Below are 16,704 nucleotides of genomic sequence, written 5' to 3' on the forward strand. Positions count from 1 at the left end.
GCCGCGCGGCGGGGATTCGGTGGCAGCGGTCCGCTTCGCGAAGTCTGCCGGCGGGTCAGTGCAGGTGGGGCGAGTCGGCGTCGAAGACCAACCCCATCGGGGCGAGCACCCGCACCACCTGTTCGGCGGTCCATTCGTCGAGATCGCACAGCAGCACCGACCGCCAGGGGGTGACGATCAGCGGACGTTCGACGGCGGCGAGGAATTCGGCGAGCCGGGCCGGCAACCGGCCGCCGGGCACCGCCCCGGCGAGGGTGACCCCACCGTCGGGCTGGTCGAGCCAGCCGACCGGGGGACGCGGCCGCGGCGGCAGCGGCTCGGCGGTCCCGGCCGGGCCGGCCGGTGGGGTGAGCACAGCGTCGACGGCGGCGGCGAGGTCGACGCGTACCCCGCTGTCGGTGCCCTCGCGGATCACCGCGAGGCGCCCGTCGGGGCGGGCGAGCAGCGCGACGGTCGGGGCGAGCGCGACGATGTCGCCGCGGCCGTCGTCGACCCCGACGACGGTGCCGGCGGCGACGGGCCGGTCGGCGAGTTGTTCGATCACGGTGCGGGTCAGCTCCCGCAGGTCGCGGTGCCCGCCGATACGGCCGGTGAGCGGAGAGGCGAGCACCCGTGCGCGGGTGGGGGAGTCGGCGCGCAGGCCGGCCGCCGCGAGCGCCGCCTCGATGGCGCGCGCATCGCCGTGCACCTGCAGCTGGGCGTGGTCGGTCAGGTGCAGGGCACCGTCCGCGAGGGTGTGAGCGAGCTCGGCGAGCTGCCGCAGCTGCGCGGAGGTCAGTTGCCCGGCGGGCAGGTGCACGTCGACGACGGAATCGGCCATATCCGTCAGGGTAGATCGCGCGCCCCGGATGAGACGGGGCGGGCGGTGGGGGCGCGGCGGTCCGTAGGCTGGGGCGCATGTCCGATTCGACTGCGCGGCCGGATTTCGCCGAGCTCGCCGCCGCCAAGTACGTGCTGTTGACCACCTTCCGCAAGGACGGCACCGCGGTGGGCACCCCGGTGTGGGCCGCGCCGGACGGGAACCGGTTGCTGGTGTGGACTGTCGCCGATGCCTACAAGGTCCGTCGCCTGCGCCGCGACCCGCGGTTGACGCTGGCGATCTGCGATGCGCGCGGCAAGCCGAAGTCGGCGGCGGTGCCGGGCACCGGAGTCGTCCTCGACGCGGACGGCTCGGCGCACGCCCGGGCGGTGATCGCCCGCAAGTACGGGCTGCTGGGGCGGTTGCTGGTCGGCGGCAGTACGTTGCGGCGGGGCCGCACCGGCACGGTGGGGCTGGCGTGTGTGCTCGACACCGACGCAGCCGCCGCGGACGAGGACGGGGCCGCCGGGACCACCCTGCCGTGAGTTGCCCGGGCGGGCTCGTGCGGTGCGTCCCGTAGGGTCGCTGTGATCTCGATCGCGCCCGGCCGGGCCGATCGAGGACGTCAGGATCGTCGACATCATCGAGGAGAGCCCGTGTCCGTTCACGATTTCACCGTGCGCACCGCCGACGGGGGCAGCGAGGATCTCGCTCGCTTCGCCGGCCGTCATCTGCTGATCGTCAATGTGGCGAGCAAGTGCGGGCTGACCCCGCAGTACGAGGCGCTCGAGGCACTGCACCGGCAGTTGGGCGACCGCGGCCTGCAGATCCTCGGGTTCCCCTGCAACCAGTTCGGCGGTCAGGAACCGGGCAGCGACACCGAGATCCAGGAGTTCTGCCGGGTGAACTTCGACGTGTCGTTCCCGGTGTTCGCGAAGATCGACGTCAACGGCGACGACGCGCATCCGCTGTACCGCCATCTGCGCAGCGAGGCCCCCGGCGATTTCGGTCCGCAGCACGGTTTCCTGTACGAGCACGTCGCCAGCACCCGGCCGGAGGCGCTCGGCACGGACGAGGTGAAGTGGAATTTCACCAAGTTCCTCGTCGATCCGCAGGGGACGGTGCTGCGCCGCTTCGAGCCGACCGTCACCCCAGAGGAGATCGGCAAGGAGATCGCCGATCTGCTCTGAGCGGTAGCTGTGCTCGGCGGCCGGCGGTCACTGCGCGGTACTGACCGAGGACATGTGGAAGTCCGGGATGCGCATCGGGGGCATCGCGGTGCGGGTGAACCAGTCCTTCCATTCCCGCGGCAGGGTGCGTTCGGTCGCGCCGATCTCGGTGGCGCGGCCGAGCAGATCCACCGGGGACTCGTTGAAGCGGAAGTTGTTGACCGCGCCGCGCACCTGCCCGTCCTCGACGAGATACACCCCGTCGCGGGTCAGGCCGGTCAGCAGCAGCACCGCCGGGTCCACCTCCCGCAGGTACCAGACGGTGGTCAGCAGCAGCCCCCTTTCGGTGCCCGCGACCAGGTCGTCGAGATCGGCGCCGTTGCCGCCGGTGAGCAGCAGATTCTCCCCGGGCGCGGTGGCGACGGCACCGAATTCGGCGGCGGCGGACCGCGGATACGCCAGGGCGTGCAGGGCGCCGTCGCGGATCCAGTCGACCCGCCCGCAGCTCATCCCGGTGTCGAACAGCGAGATGCTGTCGGTGGAGGTGGTGGCGGTGACGAACGGGGCGTAGCCCAGGCCGGGTGCAGCCGGATCGGAGGTCAGCGTCACCGGCAACGCCGCGATCCGCTGCCCGAGGCGGGTGCCGTCGGGCCCGGCCCACACCGACCGGCCCTCCTCGGCGCCGCGGCCGTCGAGGGACCACAGCAGCGGAATCATCAGGTCGGCGACCACCGAGGACGGCAGGATCGTCTCGTAACGCCCCGCGGGCAACTCGATGCGGGTGCCGGCCCAGTCCAGACGCCGCGCCAGTTCGGTGCGCAGGGCGGGCATCGCCAGATCGGTGAAGTCGACGGTGCCGGCCCCCACCCAGGCGCTCGGCCCGCTGAGGCCACCGCGTTTGCCGTTGATCTCGATCGACCCGTCGCGCTGCACCCAGCGGCGCCGCAGCCCGGTGGAGCTGCCCAGCCACAGGGTGTGCACCTGGTGATGGGCGAACCCGTAGAGGGCGTCGGCCTCGTCGAAACCGCCGGTGAGATCGTCGACGACGGGCGTGAAGACGTCGATGTCGGTGCCGGCGGCGGGCAGCCCCCACTGCTCGTCGGGTCCGTCCCCGGCGAGCAGCGGCATCGCGTCGGGCGCGGCCGGGGCCCGGTCGGCGGCGTCCGCGGCGGCGGCGGTCAGCGCGGCGATGTCGTCACCGTCGGTGACGGCGGCGGTGACCACCCCGCAGTGACTCGAACCGGCGGTGCGCCGGATCGCGACGACCGTGGCGGTGCGGGCGCGCACCGAGCCGTTGGTGGTCATGGAGTTGTCCGCCCAGCGCAGCGACGCCTCGGCGGTGTCGGTGACGACCACGAGCGTCTCGTCGGCGCTCGACGCCACCAGCGCGGCCTCGACCAGGGCGTCTCCGGGGATCATCGGCCACCTTCTTCGACGGTGTTGAGCACGTTGACGCCGCGGACGAGGACCGACGGGCACCCGTGCGAGACGGCGGCGACCTGCCCGGGCTGGGCCTTGCCGCAGTTCATCGCCCCGCCGAGCCGCCAGGTCGACGGCCCGCCGACGGCCTCGAGCGCACCCCAGAAGTCGGTGGTCGACGCCTGATAGGCGACGTCACGGACCTGCCCGGCGAGGCGACCGCCGCGGATGCGGTAGAACCGCTGCCCGGTGAACTGGAAGTTGTGCCGCTGCATGTCGATCGACCAGCTGCGGTCCCCGACGATGTACAGCCCGTCGTCGACCCCGGCGATCAGATCGGCGGTGCTGCGGTCGACCTGCGGGTCCGGCTGCAGCGACACGTTCGCCATCCGCTGGATCGGCACGTGATGCGCCGAATCGGCATAGGCGCAGCCGTTCGATCGGGCCACCCCCAGCTTCGGGGCGAACGCCCGGTCGAGCTGGTAACCGACCAGGACACCGTCGCGCACCAGCTCCCACGACTGGGCGGCGACCCCGTCGTCGTCGAAACCGACGGTGGCCAGGCCGTGCGGTTCGGTGCGGTCGGCGCTCACCTGCATCACCGCGCTGCCGTAGCGCAGGGTGCCCAGCAGGTCGGGGGTGGCGAAGGAGGTGCCGGCGTAGGCGGCCTCGTACCCGACGGCCCGATCGTATTCGGTGGCGTGCCCGACGGATTCGTGGATGGTCAACCACAGATTCGTCGGGTCGATGACCAGATCGGTGCGGCCGGGAACGACCGACGGGGCCTGCACCTTCTCCGCGAGGTGGTGCGGTAGCCGATCGAGTTCGCCGCTCCAGTCCCACCACCGGTCGGAGGCGAGATACTCCCAGCCGCGGCCGGTGGGGGCGGCCAGGGTGCGCATCGACTCGAAGGTGCCCGCCGCCCGGTCCACCCGGGTCGCCTCGAGTTCGGGATGGATCCGCACCCGCTGCTGGGTGATCGTCGACCCGGCCAGGTCGGCGTAGAAAGTCTGTTCCTTCACCTGCACCAGGTGCGTGGCGACGTGGTCGATCCCGGGCGCGGTGAGCAGCCGCCCGGAATAGTCCTCGAGCACCGCGAGGCGGTCGTCGGCCGCGACGGTGAACGGATCGATCTCGTAGGGCGAGACCCACACCGCGTCGCGGTAGACCGGTTCGTCGGCCCACTGCACCGGATCCCGGTTCAGTGCGCGCAGGGTGCGGGCGACGGCCACCGCCCGGGTCGCGGCGTCGGCGGCGCCGTCGGGTCCCGGTACCGGATGCGAGGCGAATCCCCAGGTGCCGTCGAGCAGCACCCGCACCGCCACCCCGCAGTCGGTGCTGTCCGCCGCGGCCTGCAGCGCCCCGTCGCGCAGCGTCGTGGTGCCGGTGCGGACCCGGTGCACCCGCACGTCGGCGTGGCTCGCACCGGCCCCGCGCGCCACCGACAGTCCCGCATCGGCGGCCGCGCGCAACGGCAGGGCCAGGAAGTCGTCGTCCACCGCGTTCACCCGCCCACCCTAGCCCCGGGACGCCCCGGCACCGGGGACGGTCACCCGAACTGTTCGATGCCGAGCCGGATCACCATCGCCACCACCACGACCAGCAGCACCACCCGCACGAAGCCGGCCCCGCGGGCCAGGGCCATCCGCGAGCCGAGCACCGACCCGACCACATTGCACACCGCCATCGCCGCGCCGAGGGTCCACCACACGTGCCCACCGGCGGCGAACAGCACCAGCGCACCCAGATTCGAGCCGAAGTTCAGCACCTTCGCCATCGCCGCGGAGGTGACGAACTCGCTGCCGAGCATCGCCGCGAACACGATGATGAAGAAGGTGCCGGTGCCGGGGCCGAGAATGCCGTCGTAGAAGCCGATCACCGCGGCCGCCGTCACCACGACGGTGACCAGCCGCAGTGCCGACGGGCGGCGGGTGCCACCGGCCCCGAGTTTCGGGCGGGCGGTGACGAACACCGCCACCGCGACGAGCACCACCATCACGATCGGGATGAACACTTCCCGGTCGATGAGCGAGACCGCCGCCGCCCCGGCGGCCGCACACACCGCCGCGACCAGCGCGGCCGGGGCGAGCAGCGACCAGCGCAGCGGGATGCGCCGCGCGAAGGTCAGCACCGCGGCGCCGGTCCCGCAGATCGCGGTGAGCTTGTTCGTCGCCAGCGCCGCCTGCGGGGTCAACTGCGGGGCGACGAGGAACAAGGCCGGCAGCAGGATCAGCCCGCCCCCACCGACCACGGCGTCCACCCATCCGGCGGCGGTCGCGGCGGTCAGCAGCAACGCCCAGTCACCTGCACCCATGCCGGACATTCGATCATGGTCGGTGTGTGCGCCGCGGTCGGGAGCAAAACCGCGGCCCCGTTCGTTGACCGGACGAGAGCCGCCTACGGAAGGACCCCGCGTGTACCTGTTGTCGTTTCTGCTGTACGTCGTGGCGGAGATCGCGGTGCTGGCCTGGCTCGGCTCCACCGTCGGCGCGCTCACGACCGTGTTGATCTTCCTCGCCGTGAGCGTCGCCGGATATCTGGTGCTCGCCGCCCAGGGCCGCCGCGCCCTGCACAATCTCGGCCGGCTGCGCGACGGGCGCGCCCCCCTGTCCGCCAACCCGGACCGGGTGCTCACCGACGGTGCGCTCGTCGGTGCCGGCGCCGCCCTGGTACTGATCCCCGGCATCGTCAGCACCCTGTTCGGGATCGTGTTGCTGCTACCCACCCGCGCGGCGGCGCGGCCGCTGGTGCGGATGCTGGTCGCGCGCCGGGCCCGCACCACCGGGTTCACCGCGCAGCGGCTGGTGGTGGTCGACGGTCAGGTCGTCGACCACACCGTGGTGGGGGGTGCCGCACCGCTGACCGGCGGCCCGGAGCATCCCGGTCGGATCCGTCACATCGACGACAGCGCCACCGTCCTCGACGGGGAGATCGTCGACACCCCGCGGCGCCGCGACGAGCGGTGACGGGGCAGACTGGGCATCCGTGAGTCGAGCACCGCACACCCAGCTTCTCGTCGGCGGCCGGATCTACAGCGCCAGCGCCCCCGATGCCACCGCGATGGCCGTCACCGACGGCCGGGTGGTGTGGGTCGGGCAGGATCGTCCCGGCCGCGCCCTGCACCCCGATGCCGAGGTCGTCGACCTGCACGGCGCGTTCGTCGCCCCCGGTTTCGTCGACAGTCACGTGCACCTCACCGCGCACGGGCTGGCCCTGAGCGGGCTGGATCTGACCGACACCCCGGACCGGGAGACGGCACTGCGGGCGGTGCGGGCGCACGCCGACGCGCACGACGAGGCGGTGATCTGGGGGCACGGCTGGGACGAGACCCGCTGGCCCGATCCGACCCCGCCGACCACCGCCGAGCTCGATGCCGCCGCGCCGGGCCGGCTGGTCTATCTGGGCCGGGTCGACGCGCATTCGGCGGCCGCGTCGAGCGCGCTGCGGGCCACCGCCGAACCCCTCGCCGAGCTGACCGGTTTCGATCCGCAGCAGCCGCTGACCGCGGCGGCGCATCATGCGGTGCGCGGCGCCGCCCGCCGCGGGTTGACCGCCGCGCAGCGGGCCCGCGCCCGCCTGGCCGCCCTCGACGATGTCGCCGCGCACGGCCATGTCGCGGTGCACGAGTGCGCCGGCCCGGACATCTCCGGGCTCGACGACTTCACCGAACTGCTCGGCACCGACCATCCGGTGGAGGTGCGTGGCTACTGGGGGCAGGCGGTGCGCAGCGCCGAGGACGCGGTGGAGTTGCTCGCCGCGACCGGCGCCCACGCGCTCGGCGGGGATCTGTTCGTCGACGGGTCGATCGGTTCGCACACCGCGCGGTGGCAGCGGCCCTATCAGGATCGGCCGGACTGCTGCGGCACCGCTTATCTGGGCGAGGACGAGATGACCGCGCACATCCGGGCGTGCACCGCGGTGGGTGTCCAGGCCGGTTTCCACGTCATCGGTGACGCCGCGACCGCCCTGGCGGTGGCCGCTTTCGAAACCGTCGCCGCCGAGGTCGGGGGACCGGCGCTCGCGGCGCGGGGACATCGCCTCGAGCACGTCGAATCGCTCACCGTCGAGCAGGCGCAGGTGCTGGCCCGCTACGGGGTGATCGCGAGCATGCAGCCGGGCTTCGATGCGCTGTGGGGCGGGCCGGACGGCATGTACGCGCAGCGTCTCGGGCCGGAGCGGGCGGCGGCGCTCAACGCGTTCGCGCCGGTGGCCGCGACCGGGTTGGCGTTGGCGTTCGGATCGGATGCGCCGGTCACGGCGCCGCGGCCGTGGTCGATGCTGCGGGCGGCGGTGCACCATCGCACTCCCGGCAGCGGGATCTCCCCGCGTGCCGCCTTCTCCGCGGCCACCCGCGGGGCGTGGCGGGCCGGCGGGGTGCGGGACGGCATGGCGGGCACGCTGGATCCGGGGGCGCCGGCCTCCTATGCGATCTGGGAGGTCGGCGAGTTGGTGGTCCGCGCCCCGAAGGATTCGGTGCAGCGGTGGTCGACGGATCCGCGGTCGCGGGTGGCGCCGCTGCCGGATCTCGAGCCCGGCAGCGACGACCCGGTGCTGGTGCGCAGCGTGCACCGCGACCGGGTCGTGTACGCGCGGTGAGCGGGCCGCTGCGCGGCCGGGCCGCGCCGGCGGTGCGGGCGTTGCTGGCCGTCGCCGCCGGGTTGCTGCTGTTCGCGAGTTTCCCGCCGCGTCCGCTGTGGTTCCTCGCCCCGCTCGGCCTCGCGCTCCTGATCGGTGTGGTGACGGCAGCGCCGCTGCGGCGGAGGGCGGGATTCGGCTACGGCTATCTCGCCGGTCTCGGCTTCTTCGTGCCGCTGCTGCCCTGGGTGGGGGTCTATGTGGGGCCGTTGCCGTGGCTGGCGCTCGCCGCCGCCGAGGCGGTGTTCGTGGGACTGTTCGGGGCGCTGGTGGTGCACCTGCGGTCGCTGCCGGGGGCGCCGCTGTGGATCGCGACGGCGTGGACGCTGACCGAATGGTTGCGGGCGAGTGTGCCGTTCGGTGGGTTCCCGTGGGGGCGGTTGGCCTTCGGGCAACCCGACGGGCCGTTCGTGTCCCTGGCCGCGGTCGGTGGGGCGCCGCTGGTGTCGTTCGCCGTCGCCCTGACCGGGGCGGGCCTCGCGGCGCTGGTGGTGACCGCACGCCGGCGTCCGGCCGGCCGCCGCGACTGGACGGTGCCGGTCGCGGCGAGCCTGCTCGGCCCGCTGCTGGCGGCGGTGGCCTGGCCGCTGGTGCGCGCCGGCACCGACGGTGCCGGCGCGGAGACGGTGACCGTCGCGGCGATCCAGGGCAGCGTGCCGCGGCTCGGGCTGGACTTCAATGCCCAGCGCAAGGCGGTGCTCGACAATCACGTCGCCCGCACCCTCGAACTCGCCGCCGACGTCGACGCCGGGCGGGTCCCGGCGCCGCAGGTGGTGATCTGGCCGGAGAACGCCTCCGACATCGATCCGCTGCGCAACGCCGACGCCGCCCGCGACATCTCCGCTGCGGCCGCCGCGATCGGCGCCCCCATCCTCGTCGGCACGGTGCTCGCCAACGGCGACGGCACCACGAGCAATTCGGTGATCGTGTGGGATCCGGAGACCGGGCCGGGTGAGCAGCACGACAAGAAGATCATCCAGCCGTTCGGGGAGTATCTGCCCTGGCGGTCGTTCTTCCGGTTGTTCTCCGAGTACGCCGACCGGGCCGGGAACTTCGTGCCCGGTGACGGCGACGGGCAGGTCGGCGCCGCGGGTCTCCCGATCGGGGTGGCGACCTGCTACGAGGTGGCCTTCGACCGGGCGTTCCGCGAGTCCGTCGACGCCGGGGCGCAACTGCTGGCGGTGCCCACCAACAATGCGACCTTCGGGGACACCGAGATGACCTATCAGCAGCTGGCGATGTCGCAGCTGCGGGCCGTCGAGCACGGCCGGGCCGTGGTGGTCGCGGCGACGAGCGGGGTCAGCGCGATCGTCGGACCGGACGGGCGGGTGCAGCAGCGCACCGATCTGTTCGTGCCGGCGGCCCTGGTGGCGCAGCTGCCGCTGCGGGCAGACGTTACGCTGGCTAGTCGGCTCGGAGTCGCGCCGGAGCTCGTGCTCTGCGCCGTCGCCGTGGCCGCTGCCGGACTCGCCGTGGTGCGGGGCCGGCGGGAGAAGACCGGTGCGGGCGCCGAACCGCCGGCCGGCACAGCAGGAGCACCGGCCGGTGGCCGGTTCGACAAGGAGGACCTCTGATGGCAGCGGCGACGCCGGCCGGGAACGACAGCGCACCCAGCGCCCGCACCCTGGTGATCATTCCGACGTACAACGAGCGGGAGAATCTCGGGCGGATCATCTCCCGGCTCCACGCCGCCCTGCCGCACACCCACGTGCTCGTCGTCGACGACGGCAGCCCCGACGGCACCGGCGCGCTCGCCGACGAACTCGCCGCCGCCGACGAGCGCATCGCCGTGCTGCACCGCACCGAGAAGAACGGTCTCGGCGCCGCCTACATCGCCGGTTTCCGGTGGGGTCTCGACCATGGCTATTCGGTGCTGGTGGAGATGGACGCCGACGGCAGCCACGCCCCCGAACAGTTGCCTCTGCTGCTCGAGCGGGTCGACGCCGGCGCCGATCTGGTGCTCGGCTCGCGGTATGTGCCCGGCGGCACGGTGGTGAACTGGCCGTGGCACCGCGAGGTGCTCTCCCGCGGCGGCAATGTGTATTCGCGGCTCGTGCTGGGGGTGTCGATCCGCGACATCACCGGCGGCTACCGCGCCTACCGCCGCGAGGTCCTCGACACCCTCGACCTCGACGCGATCGCCTCGCACGGTTACTGCTTCCAGGTCGACCTGGCGTGGCGCACCCTGCAGGCCGGGTTCACCGTCGCCGAGGTGCCGATCATCTTCACCGAACGGGAGATCGGCGAGTCGAAGATGAACGGCAACATCGTGCAGGAAGCGTTGGTGCGGGTCACCGTGTGGGGGCTGCGCAGCCGCCTGGCGCGGCTGCGGGCGCTGCTGGCCCGCCGCTGATCCACCCCGCGCGAACGTCCCGGTCCTGCGGGTGCGGTCAGCGCGGCCACGGCCAGCGGGCGTCGAGTTCGTCGCCCAGTCCCAGTGCTCCGCACAGCCGGCGGATCGCGGTGCAGTCCTGCACCACCGGCCGGTCCGCGGTCGCGGCGATCGTGTCGTCGACCAGTTCGGCGCGGCCGGGCACATCCTCGTGTTCGAGGATCGCCGCCCAGGTGCCGGTGTCGCTGCCGGTGAACGCCGCGACCGCCACGCCGAGCGCATCGAGCAAACGCACCCGGTCGGTGTCGTCGAGGTCGGTGAGCACCGCGGTGAGCAGCTCCCCGGCCAGCGAGGAGTGGCACAACTCGTCGCGGCGGTGCACCGCCACCGTCGCCCGGTGCACCGGTTGCAGCGCGGCGTCGCCGGTGAGCAACGCCAGATAGGCGCTGATCGAGGTCTCGGCGACGGTGGTGAACGCCAACTGCACCAGCGCCGCCGCCCGCGGATCGGCGGCGCGGGCCACGGCGAGGCGGTGTGCCCGCACGGTCGGGCAGGGCGGCAGCACCGTCTCGGGCAACGCCCAGCCGCGGCGGCGGCGGGTCAGCGCGTTCGCCTGCTGATGCATCAGGGTGTGGTACTGCTCGTCGACCATCGCCTGCAGCACCCCGGTGATCACGGTGTCGGACAGACCGAGCCCGAACACATCGGCGGTGATCAACCCGAAGCCGGGGTTGACGACATACTGCTCGATGTCGACGACGCTCTTGTTGTAGGCGATCCACGCCCACGCCCGCAGCCGCGCCTGCCGGTCCTCGTCGAGCGCGAGGAAACGGCGATGCTCGGCGAAGGGCAGCATCGCCTCCGGGAAGTCGGTGCGGTGCGGTTCGAACAGCGCGTCGAGGTCGACCTCGGGTTTCTTGACCGCGGCGCGGCGCGGCCAGGACCGGGTCAGGCCCGCGATCACCGCGCTCTCGGCGGGATCGCCGGGGTCGTGGTCGGGTAGTGCGGGGGCGTGCAGGCGGCGCCGGTGATCGGTCACGGCCGGCTCCTGTCCTCGGCCGCGGCGCCGGGCGCGCCGTCGGGAAGCGGATGGGGAGGCAGCTGCGCGAACAGCTGCGCGCACAACTGCCGGGCGGGCGGGCCGCCCGCGCCGAGGGCGCGGCGCCCGCGGGCGAGGACGGCCGCGAATTCCGCGGGTGCGCCGACGGCGAGGTCGAGTTCGGTGACAGCCTCGGCGAGTGCCCGGCGTGCGGTCGCCGCATAGGGATTGGCGGCCTGGATGTCGTGATACACCTCGGCGGTGCCCGCGGTGAGCCGGGCGAGCAGCGCCCGCAGGGTGGTGTGCGGGGGTGGGGCGGTCGGTGCCGCCGCCGCGGGCGGGTCGAGCCGGTCCAGGGCGGCGCCGAACGCGAGGATCGTGGCGTGGGTCAGGGCCTGAGTGGCGGCCGTGATCCGATCGTGCTCGTCGGCGCCGGTCTCGACCACCTGCGCGCCCCAGCGGGTCAGGGCGGTGGCGAAGGCGGTGACGGCGGGGCCGTCGCAGTGCCGGATCAGCGCGACCGGCCGTGCCCGCCACCCCAGATCCGGCGCGAACATCGGGTTGATGCCGACGGCCGGCCGGCCCGGCCGGTGGGTGTGCACCGCGGCGGCGATGGGGGTCTTGACCGACAGGGTCTCCACGAGCAGCGTGTCCGGGGCGAGCACCGGCGCCAGCGTGGGCAGCGCGGCGACGGCGACGGGCTCCGGCACCGCCAGGATCACCGTGCCGGCGGCGCGCAGCGCGGTGGTGAGCGGCCCGGTGGGGGCGGTGATGTCGCCGCGCACCCGCGGGCCGCTGCTGTCCTCGACGCTGGGATCGACGACGAGCACCGATCTCCCGTCGGCGCGCAAGGCGTCGACGAGCAGGGAACCGACGGCACCACCACCGCCGGCGACGAGCACCGGCGGTGCGGTCACGGTCCGGTCCCACCCGGTGTCGTACCCGTCCCGTCGCGGTGTCCGGCGTGCGGGTCGGCCGCGGTGAGGCAACGGCGCATCACCACCGATTTGACCAGGGTCTCGTCGAGTTCGTCCGCCGGATCGGACAGCGCGACGATCGCCCCGCCGATCCCGAAACCGACCTGGTGTGCGGTGGCGACGAGGGTGCGGATGACCACCGACAGGTCGGCGGCGCCGGTGGGGGACAGATAGCCGATCGCCCCGGAGTACACCCCGCGGGGGCCGTCCTCGAGTTTGTCGATGATCTCCATGGTGCGCAGTTTGGGGGCGCCGGTCATCGAACCGCCGGGGAAGGCGGCGCGCACACAGTCCACCGCCGACACCTCCGGGCGCAGGGTGCCGCGCACGGTGGACACCAGCTGGTGCACCGCGGCGTAGGTTTCCACCGCGAACAGGGCGGGCACGTGCACCGAGCCGGGCACACACACCCGCGACAGGTCGTTGCGCACCAGGTCGACGATCATCAGGTTCTCCGAGCGGTCCTTCTCGCTGGCGCGCAAGCCGTCCCGCAACGCCGCGTCCTCGGCGGGGGTGCGGCCGCGGGGGCGGGTGCCCTTGATCGGTTTCGATTCGACGGTGCCGTCGGCGCCGATCTTCAGGAAGCGTTCCGGGGAGGCGCTGAGCACCGCGACGTCGGGGAAGTCGAGCAGCGCACTGTAGGGGGCGGGGCTGATCCGCCGCAGCATCCGGTAGGTGCTCAGCGGGTCGATGCCGTGGTCGACGGTCGCGGTGTTCGTCAGGCACACCTCGTAGGTTTCACCGCTGCGAATCTCGTTCTGGCACTGGGTGATCAGGTCGAGATAGCGCTGCGGGGAGTGCCGCAGCCGCAGCTGCGGGTCGTGCTCGGCACCGACGAGCGGTTCCGCTGCCGGCGCCGCCTCGGCGGCCGGCGCCTCGGGCAGCGCGGCGATCTGCGCGGCGGTCGCGTCGAACCAGGCGAGGGTGTCGGGATCGTCGGCGGTCTCGGTCAGGGCGAGCAGATAGCAGCGTCGCCCGTCGTGGTCGAGCACCACCGCCCGATCGGCGAACACCAGCGCCGCATCCGGATACGGGGAGGTGTGCACGAGCTGGCCGCCGGCGTCGGCCTTGAGTTCGTAACCCAGATAGCCGACATAGCCGAGCGCGAACCCGAACGGCAGGTCGTCGCGGGCCGCGACCTGCCGTTGCATCAGCCGTGCGGCGAGATGATCGAAGACGGTGCGGCGGTGTTCCTCGACGGTGCCGTCGGGATGCTGTTCGCGCACCAGCCCCTCACCGACCCGGTAGGTGAGATAGTCGGCGCGGGGCCCGGCGCCGTTGCCGAGCACGGTGAACCGGGACTGCGGTTCGAGTCCGGCGCTGCCGTCGAGCCAGAAGCCGTGCGGGCCGGCGGCGAACACCGTCTCGTACAGCGCCGCCGGATCCGGGTGTCGTTCGAGGATCCGGCTCGCCAGCACGTATCGGGGGGCCGGTTCGGTGGGGGCGGGGCGCGGGGCGGGCCGGCCGACGGTGACCGGGCCACGGACGGGGGTGGCGTCGCGGAAATTGGCGAGCAGTTCGGCGCCGTGGGCGGTGCTGATCGATTCGGGATGGAACTGCACCCCCCACAGGGGTCGCTGCCGGTGCGCGACGGCCATCAGCAGCCCGTCGCTGGTCCAGGCGGTGCCGGCGAGTTCGTCCGGTACCGTCTCGGCGATCAGCGAGTGGTAGCGCACCGCCTCGAACGGCGAGGGCAGGCCGGTGAACAGGCCGCTCCCGTCGTGCACGATCGCGCTGGTACGCCCGTGCACCGGTTCGGGGGCGGCGACGACGGCGCTGCCGAAGAGCTGGCACAGACCCTGGTGGCCGAGACACACCCCGAGCACCGGCACTCCGGCGTCGGTGAGCACACGGGCGCTGATCCCGAAGTCCCGGTCCCGGTCGGGGCGACCCGGGCCGGGGGAGATGACGATGTTGTCGAACGGTTCCCCGAGCAGCTCGTCCCAGCTGCGGTCGTTGGTGACCACGCGCGGGGGCAGTCCGTTCACGCGGGTGAGCAGGTCGTACAGGTTGTAGGTGAACGAATCGTAGTTGTCGACCAGCAGGGTGCGGATCGGGCGGGGCGCGGACACGACGGGCCTCAGTTCGGGCGGTGCGCGGTGTCGGATCCGGCCACGATCCGCTCCGCCGGGTCCGCCCCGGACACGATCCGGTCCTCGAGCCGGCACGCCTCGTCGATGAGCAGACCGTACAGGGAGCGGACGAAGTCGCCGGAGATGCCGTGCCGCTGCGCGTAGTCCTGGGCGCGGCGGTGCACCACCTCCATGCGGCCGGGTTGCAGCACGTCGAGACCGTGGCGTTGTTTCAGTTCGGCGACCCGGGTGCACACCTCGAGGCGGGCACGCACGTCGTCGAGCAGCGCGCCGTCGATGGCGTCGAGTTCGGCACGCAGGTCGTCGAGTTCGGCGGCTGCCTGCGTCGACGCGGCGTCCGCCGCGGGGCTGGGACGGTCGGGCACGGGCACTCACCCCCTGTGCGAACTGACCCGCCGGAAGCGGTGCGGGTCCGGCTGTCGTGCGGGGCCGATCCTCGGCGACCGGCGTGCGGCCATAATTGCACGCGCACCGAGTGCCATGCCGACGATTGCGCGATTCGTGGCGGGGCCGCAACCGGATTCGCGCACACCCCGGTCCGGCAAGGGGCATCGCGCACCCCGGAAACGAGGTGTGCCGCCCCGGACGGTGAGTCCGGGGCGGCACCACGACAGCGAGCGGGCCGGTCAGGCGCCGCGGCGCTTGGCCTTGAGCAGATCCAGGCGCTCCTTGAGCAGATCCTCGAGTTCCTCGATCGAGCGGCGCTCGAGCAGCATGTCCCAGTGGGTGCGCGGCGGCTTGACCTTCTTCGGTTCGGGTGCGGCGCCTTCCACCAGGGTGCCTTCGAGCCCGTTCTTGCAGATCCAGGTGCCGGGGATCTCCGCGTCGTCCGCGAACGGCACGTCGTACTCCTCGCCGTTGTCGCAGCGGTAGCGAGCGATTCGCCGCGGCGCCAGATCGTGGTCGCGGTCGGTTTCGTAGCTCACCGCCCCGAGTCGGCTGCCTCGCAGTACACGATCTGCCATGGTGGTGTCCTTCCTTGTGTGCTCCACCCGGGTGACGGTGCCGTGCGGCACCGACGCCGGGCTCGACGTCCACTGGGGTCAACGTCGACGGAGCCGATTCCGTTCCCGCGGCCCACCGAGGAGCCGAGGTGCCAGTCTAGCGACCCGCCGCGGCGGCGCCCCGCACGGTGCCCACCTGCCCCGCCGGCGACGGCAGTACAGTGACTGCTCGTGACCGGACGGGAGACGCGACTGAGCACGTGCCTGTGGTGCGGACGCCCGGTCCCGGAGATCGGCACCGGGCGGCGGCGACGCTACTGCCGCCAGTCCTGCCGCCAGCGCGCCTACGAGCAGCGCAGCAGTACCCGCCGTGCCGGACTGCCCGAGGACGCGGTGGTGCTCACCGCAGCCGAGGTCGAGGCGCTCGCCGATCGGGCCTTCCGGTTGCGGTGCGCCGCCGAGGACGTGGCCACCGCCGTCGCCGAGGACGCCGGCCGCGACGAGCTCACCGCGCTGTGCCGGGACCTGCTCGACCTGGCCCGCGACGCCGAACGGCTGCGCTGACCGCGCATCCGCGCCGCGGGCGGCCCCGGCCGCGGCTCAGGCGAAGAATCCGCCCATCGTGTAGATCACCTGGCAGAACGCCCCGTTGGTGTACTGCAGCGACCCGAACAGGGCGCCGATCACCGCGCCGGGGCCGGTGTCGATCACCGTCGACTGCAGCCCGCCGCCGTTGTCGAGGGTGGCCACCCCGGCCCGGAAGTTCTCCATGTTCATCCACACGAACTTCAGATCCGAGGCGGCGACCGGGGCGGGCACGGTCGGTTCGACGTACACCCCGATCGATCCGGGCGGGACCTGACCGTGCGGGCCGGGATGCACCCAGGCCGTGGTCATCGCGACCGGCACGAATCCGCCGCAGCCGGGACCGACCGTCGGGGCGGGCGCGGTGAACGGCTGCGGGATGTTCTTCGGCGGGGGCGCGAACGGATTCGCCGACCCGGAATCGGCGACGAGCCGTTCGAGTGCGGCGAGGATGTCGGGGGAGTCGGCGACCTCGGCGCGCAACCGGTCGACGGGCAGCCCCGGCGGGGGCGGTGCGGCAGCGGCCTGGGCGGGCAGTGCCACCACGGCGGCGGCGAACAGGGCGGTGACGAGCTGAGCGGATCGGCGACGCAACATCGCGGGCTCCTTCGAGTCGGACGAGCGGAAGGGCGGGACGAACCGGTCGCGATCCGGTCACGCCGGGGTCGCGGCGGCGGGAGCACAGAGCAGACAGCCGTTCCGAGAATAAAAA

General features: G+C 73.1%; 17 protein-coding genes. 7 read left to right on the forward strand and 10 right to left on the reverse strand.

The window, feature by feature from the left end; genetic code table 11:
- Positions 1-55: 55 nt before the first annotated feature.
- A complete protein-coding gene (locus MOM01_RS18135) occupies positions 56-820 on the reverse strand; it encodes a precorrin-3B synthase (RefSeq protein WP_241386835.1) in 765 nt (254 codons plus the stop codon).
- A gap of 77 nt (positions 821-897) precedes the next feature.
- Here MOM01_RS18135 and MOM01_RS18140 point away from each other — a divergent pair, with 77 nt between their 5' ends.
- Positions 898-1,344: a PPOX class F420-dependent oxidoreductase gene (locus tag MOM01_RS18140; RefSeq protein ID WP_241386836.1), complete on the forward strand. Its 447-nt coding sequence runs from the start codon at positions 898-900 to the stop codon at positions 1,342-1,344.
- A 111-nt stretch (positions 1,345-1,455) separates the two neighbouring features.
- Positions 1,456-1,989, forward strand: a complete 534-nt coding sequence (locus MOM01_RS18145; protein ID WP_241386837.1) for a glutathione peroxidase — start codon at positions 1,456-1,458, stop codon at positions 1,987-1,989.
- Between the two features lie 27 nt (positions 1,990-2,016).
- Here MOM01_RS18145 and MOM01_RS18150 read toward each other — a convergent pair whose 3' ends face one another.
- The 3 genes from MOM01_RS18150 to MOM01_RS18160 are packed head-to-tail and all read right to left on the reverse strand — an operon-like array spanning position 2,017 to position 5,701.
- The gene (locus MOM01_RS18150) at positions 2,017-3,387 is read right to left on the reverse strand and encodes a metallopeptidase TldD-related protein (protein WP_241386838.1); all 1,371 of its coding nucleotides are present in this window, start codon (positions 3,385-3,387) and stop codon (positions 2,017-2,019) included.
- The gene (locus MOM01_RS18155) at positions 3,384-4,895 is read right to left on the reverse strand and encodes a TldD/PmbA family protein (RefSeq protein ID WP_241386839.1); all 1,512 of its coding nucleotides are present in this window, start codon (positions 4,893-4,895) and stop codon (positions 3,384-3,386) included. The genes MOM01_RS18150 and MOM01_RS18155 overlap by 4 nt, the downstream gene beginning before the upstream one ends.
- Before the next feature lie 41 nt (positions 4,896-4,936).
- The gene (locus MOM01_RS18160) at positions 4,937-5,701 is read right to left on the reverse strand and encodes a TSUP family transporter (protein ID WP_241386840.1); all 765 of its coding nucleotides are present in this window, start codon (positions 5,699-5,701) and stop codon (positions 4,937-4,939) included.
- 100 nt (positions 5,702-5,801) lie between these two features.
- Between MOM01_RS18160 and MOM01_RS18165 the strand changes: the two genes are divergently transcribed.
- Genes MOM01_RS18165 through MOM01_RS18180 form a run of 4 tightly spaced genes read left to right on the forward strand, consistent with a single transcriptional unit; the run spans position 5,802 to position 10,375 of the window.
- A complete protein-coding gene (locus MOM01_RS18165) occupies positions 5,802-6,353 on the forward strand; it encodes an FxsA family protein (RefSeq protein ID WP_241386841.1) in 552 nt (183 codons plus the stop codon).
- 19 nt (positions 6,354-6,372) lie between these two features.
- Positions 6,373-7,983, forward strand: coding sequence for an amidohydrolase (locus tag MOM01_RS18170; protein ID WP_241386842.1), 1,611 nt, complete (start codon positions 6,373-6,375; stop codon positions 7,981-7,983).
- Positions 7,980-9,596 (forward strand): apolipoprotein N-acyltransferase, encoded by a 1,617-nt coding sequence (gene lnt, locus MOM01_RS18175; RefSeq protein ID WP_241386843.1) that lies wholly within the window; start codon positions 7,980-7,982, stop codon positions 9,594-9,596. Before MOM01_RS18170 ends, lnt begins: the two co-directional genes overlap by 4 nt.
- Positions 9,596-10,375 (forward strand): polyprenol monophosphomannose synthase, encoded by a 780-nt coding sequence (locus MOM01_RS18180; RefSeq protein WP_241386844.1) that lies wholly within the window; start codon positions 9,596-9,598, stop codon positions 10,373-10,375. Before lnt ends, MOM01_RS18180 begins: the two co-directional genes overlap by 1 nt.
- A gap of 37 nt (positions 10,376-10,412) precedes the next feature.
- On the opposite strand, the gene MOM01_RS18185 is transcribed toward MOM01_RS18180, so the two are convergent.
- The 5 genes from MOM01_RS18185 to MOM01_RS18205 form a co-directional block, all read right to left on the reverse strand.
- Positions 10,413-11,393: an AurF N-oxygenase family protein gene (locus MOM01_RS18185; protein ID WP_241386845.1), complete on the reverse strand. Its 981-nt coding sequence runs from the start codon at positions 11,391-11,393 to the stop codon at positions 10,413-10,415.
- A complete protein-coding gene (locus MOM01_RS18190) occupies positions 11,390-12,310 on the reverse strand; it encodes a prephenate dehydrogenase/arogenate dehydrogenase family protein (RefSeq protein ID WP_241386846.1) in 921 nt (306 codons plus the stop codon). The genes MOM01_RS18185 and MOM01_RS18190 overlap by 4 nt, the downstream gene beginning before the upstream one ends.
- Positions 12,307-14,442 carry an aminodeoxychorismate synthase component I gene (gene pabB / locus MOM01_RS18195; protein ID WP_241386847.1) on the reverse strand — a complete coding sequence of 712 codons (2,136 nt, stop codon included), beginning with the start codon at positions 14,440-14,442 and terminating at the stop codon, positions 12,307-12,309. The genes MOM01_RS18190 and pabB overlap by 4 nt, the downstream gene beginning before the upstream one ends.
- An 8-nt stretch (positions 14,443-14,450) precedes the next feature.
- Complete coding sequence (locus MOM01_RS18200; RefSeq protein WP_374112326.1) at positions 14,451-14,834, reverse strand: chorismate mutase; 384 nt, start codon at positions 14,832-14,834, stop codon at positions 14,451-14,453.
- A 255-nt stretch (positions 14,835-15,089) separates the two neighbouring features.
- Positions 15,090-15,428 (reverse strand): RNA polymerase-binding protein RbpA, encoded by a 339-nt coding sequence (locus tag MOM01_RS18205; RefSeq protein WP_026061850.1) that lies wholly within the window; start codon positions 15,426-15,428, stop codon positions 15,090-15,092.
- A gap of 210 nt (positions 15,429-15,638) precedes the next feature.
- Here MOM01_RS18205 and MOM01_RS18210 point away from each other — a divergent pair, with 210 nt between their 5' ends.
- Complete coding sequence (locus tag MOM01_RS18210; protein ID WP_374112327.1) at positions 15,639-15,971, forward strand: hypothetical protein; 333 nt, start codon at positions 15,639-15,641, stop codon at positions 15,969-15,971.
- Positions 15,972-16,007: 36 nt separating this feature from the next.
- Here the strand turns inward: MOM01_RS18210 and MOM01_RS18215 are convergent, their stop codons facing one another.
- Positions 16,008-16,589: a hypothetical protein gene (locus MOM01_RS18215; protein WP_241386849.1), complete on the reverse strand. Its 582-nt coding sequence runs from the start codon at positions 16,587-16,589 to the stop codon at positions 16,008-16,010.
- Positions 16,590-16,704: the final 115 nt, after the last annotated feature.

Source organism: Rhodococcus sp. CH91, assembly GCF_022554085.1.
GTDB lineage: Bacteria > Actinomycetota > Actinomycetes > Mycobacteriales > Mycobacteriaceae > Rhodococcus.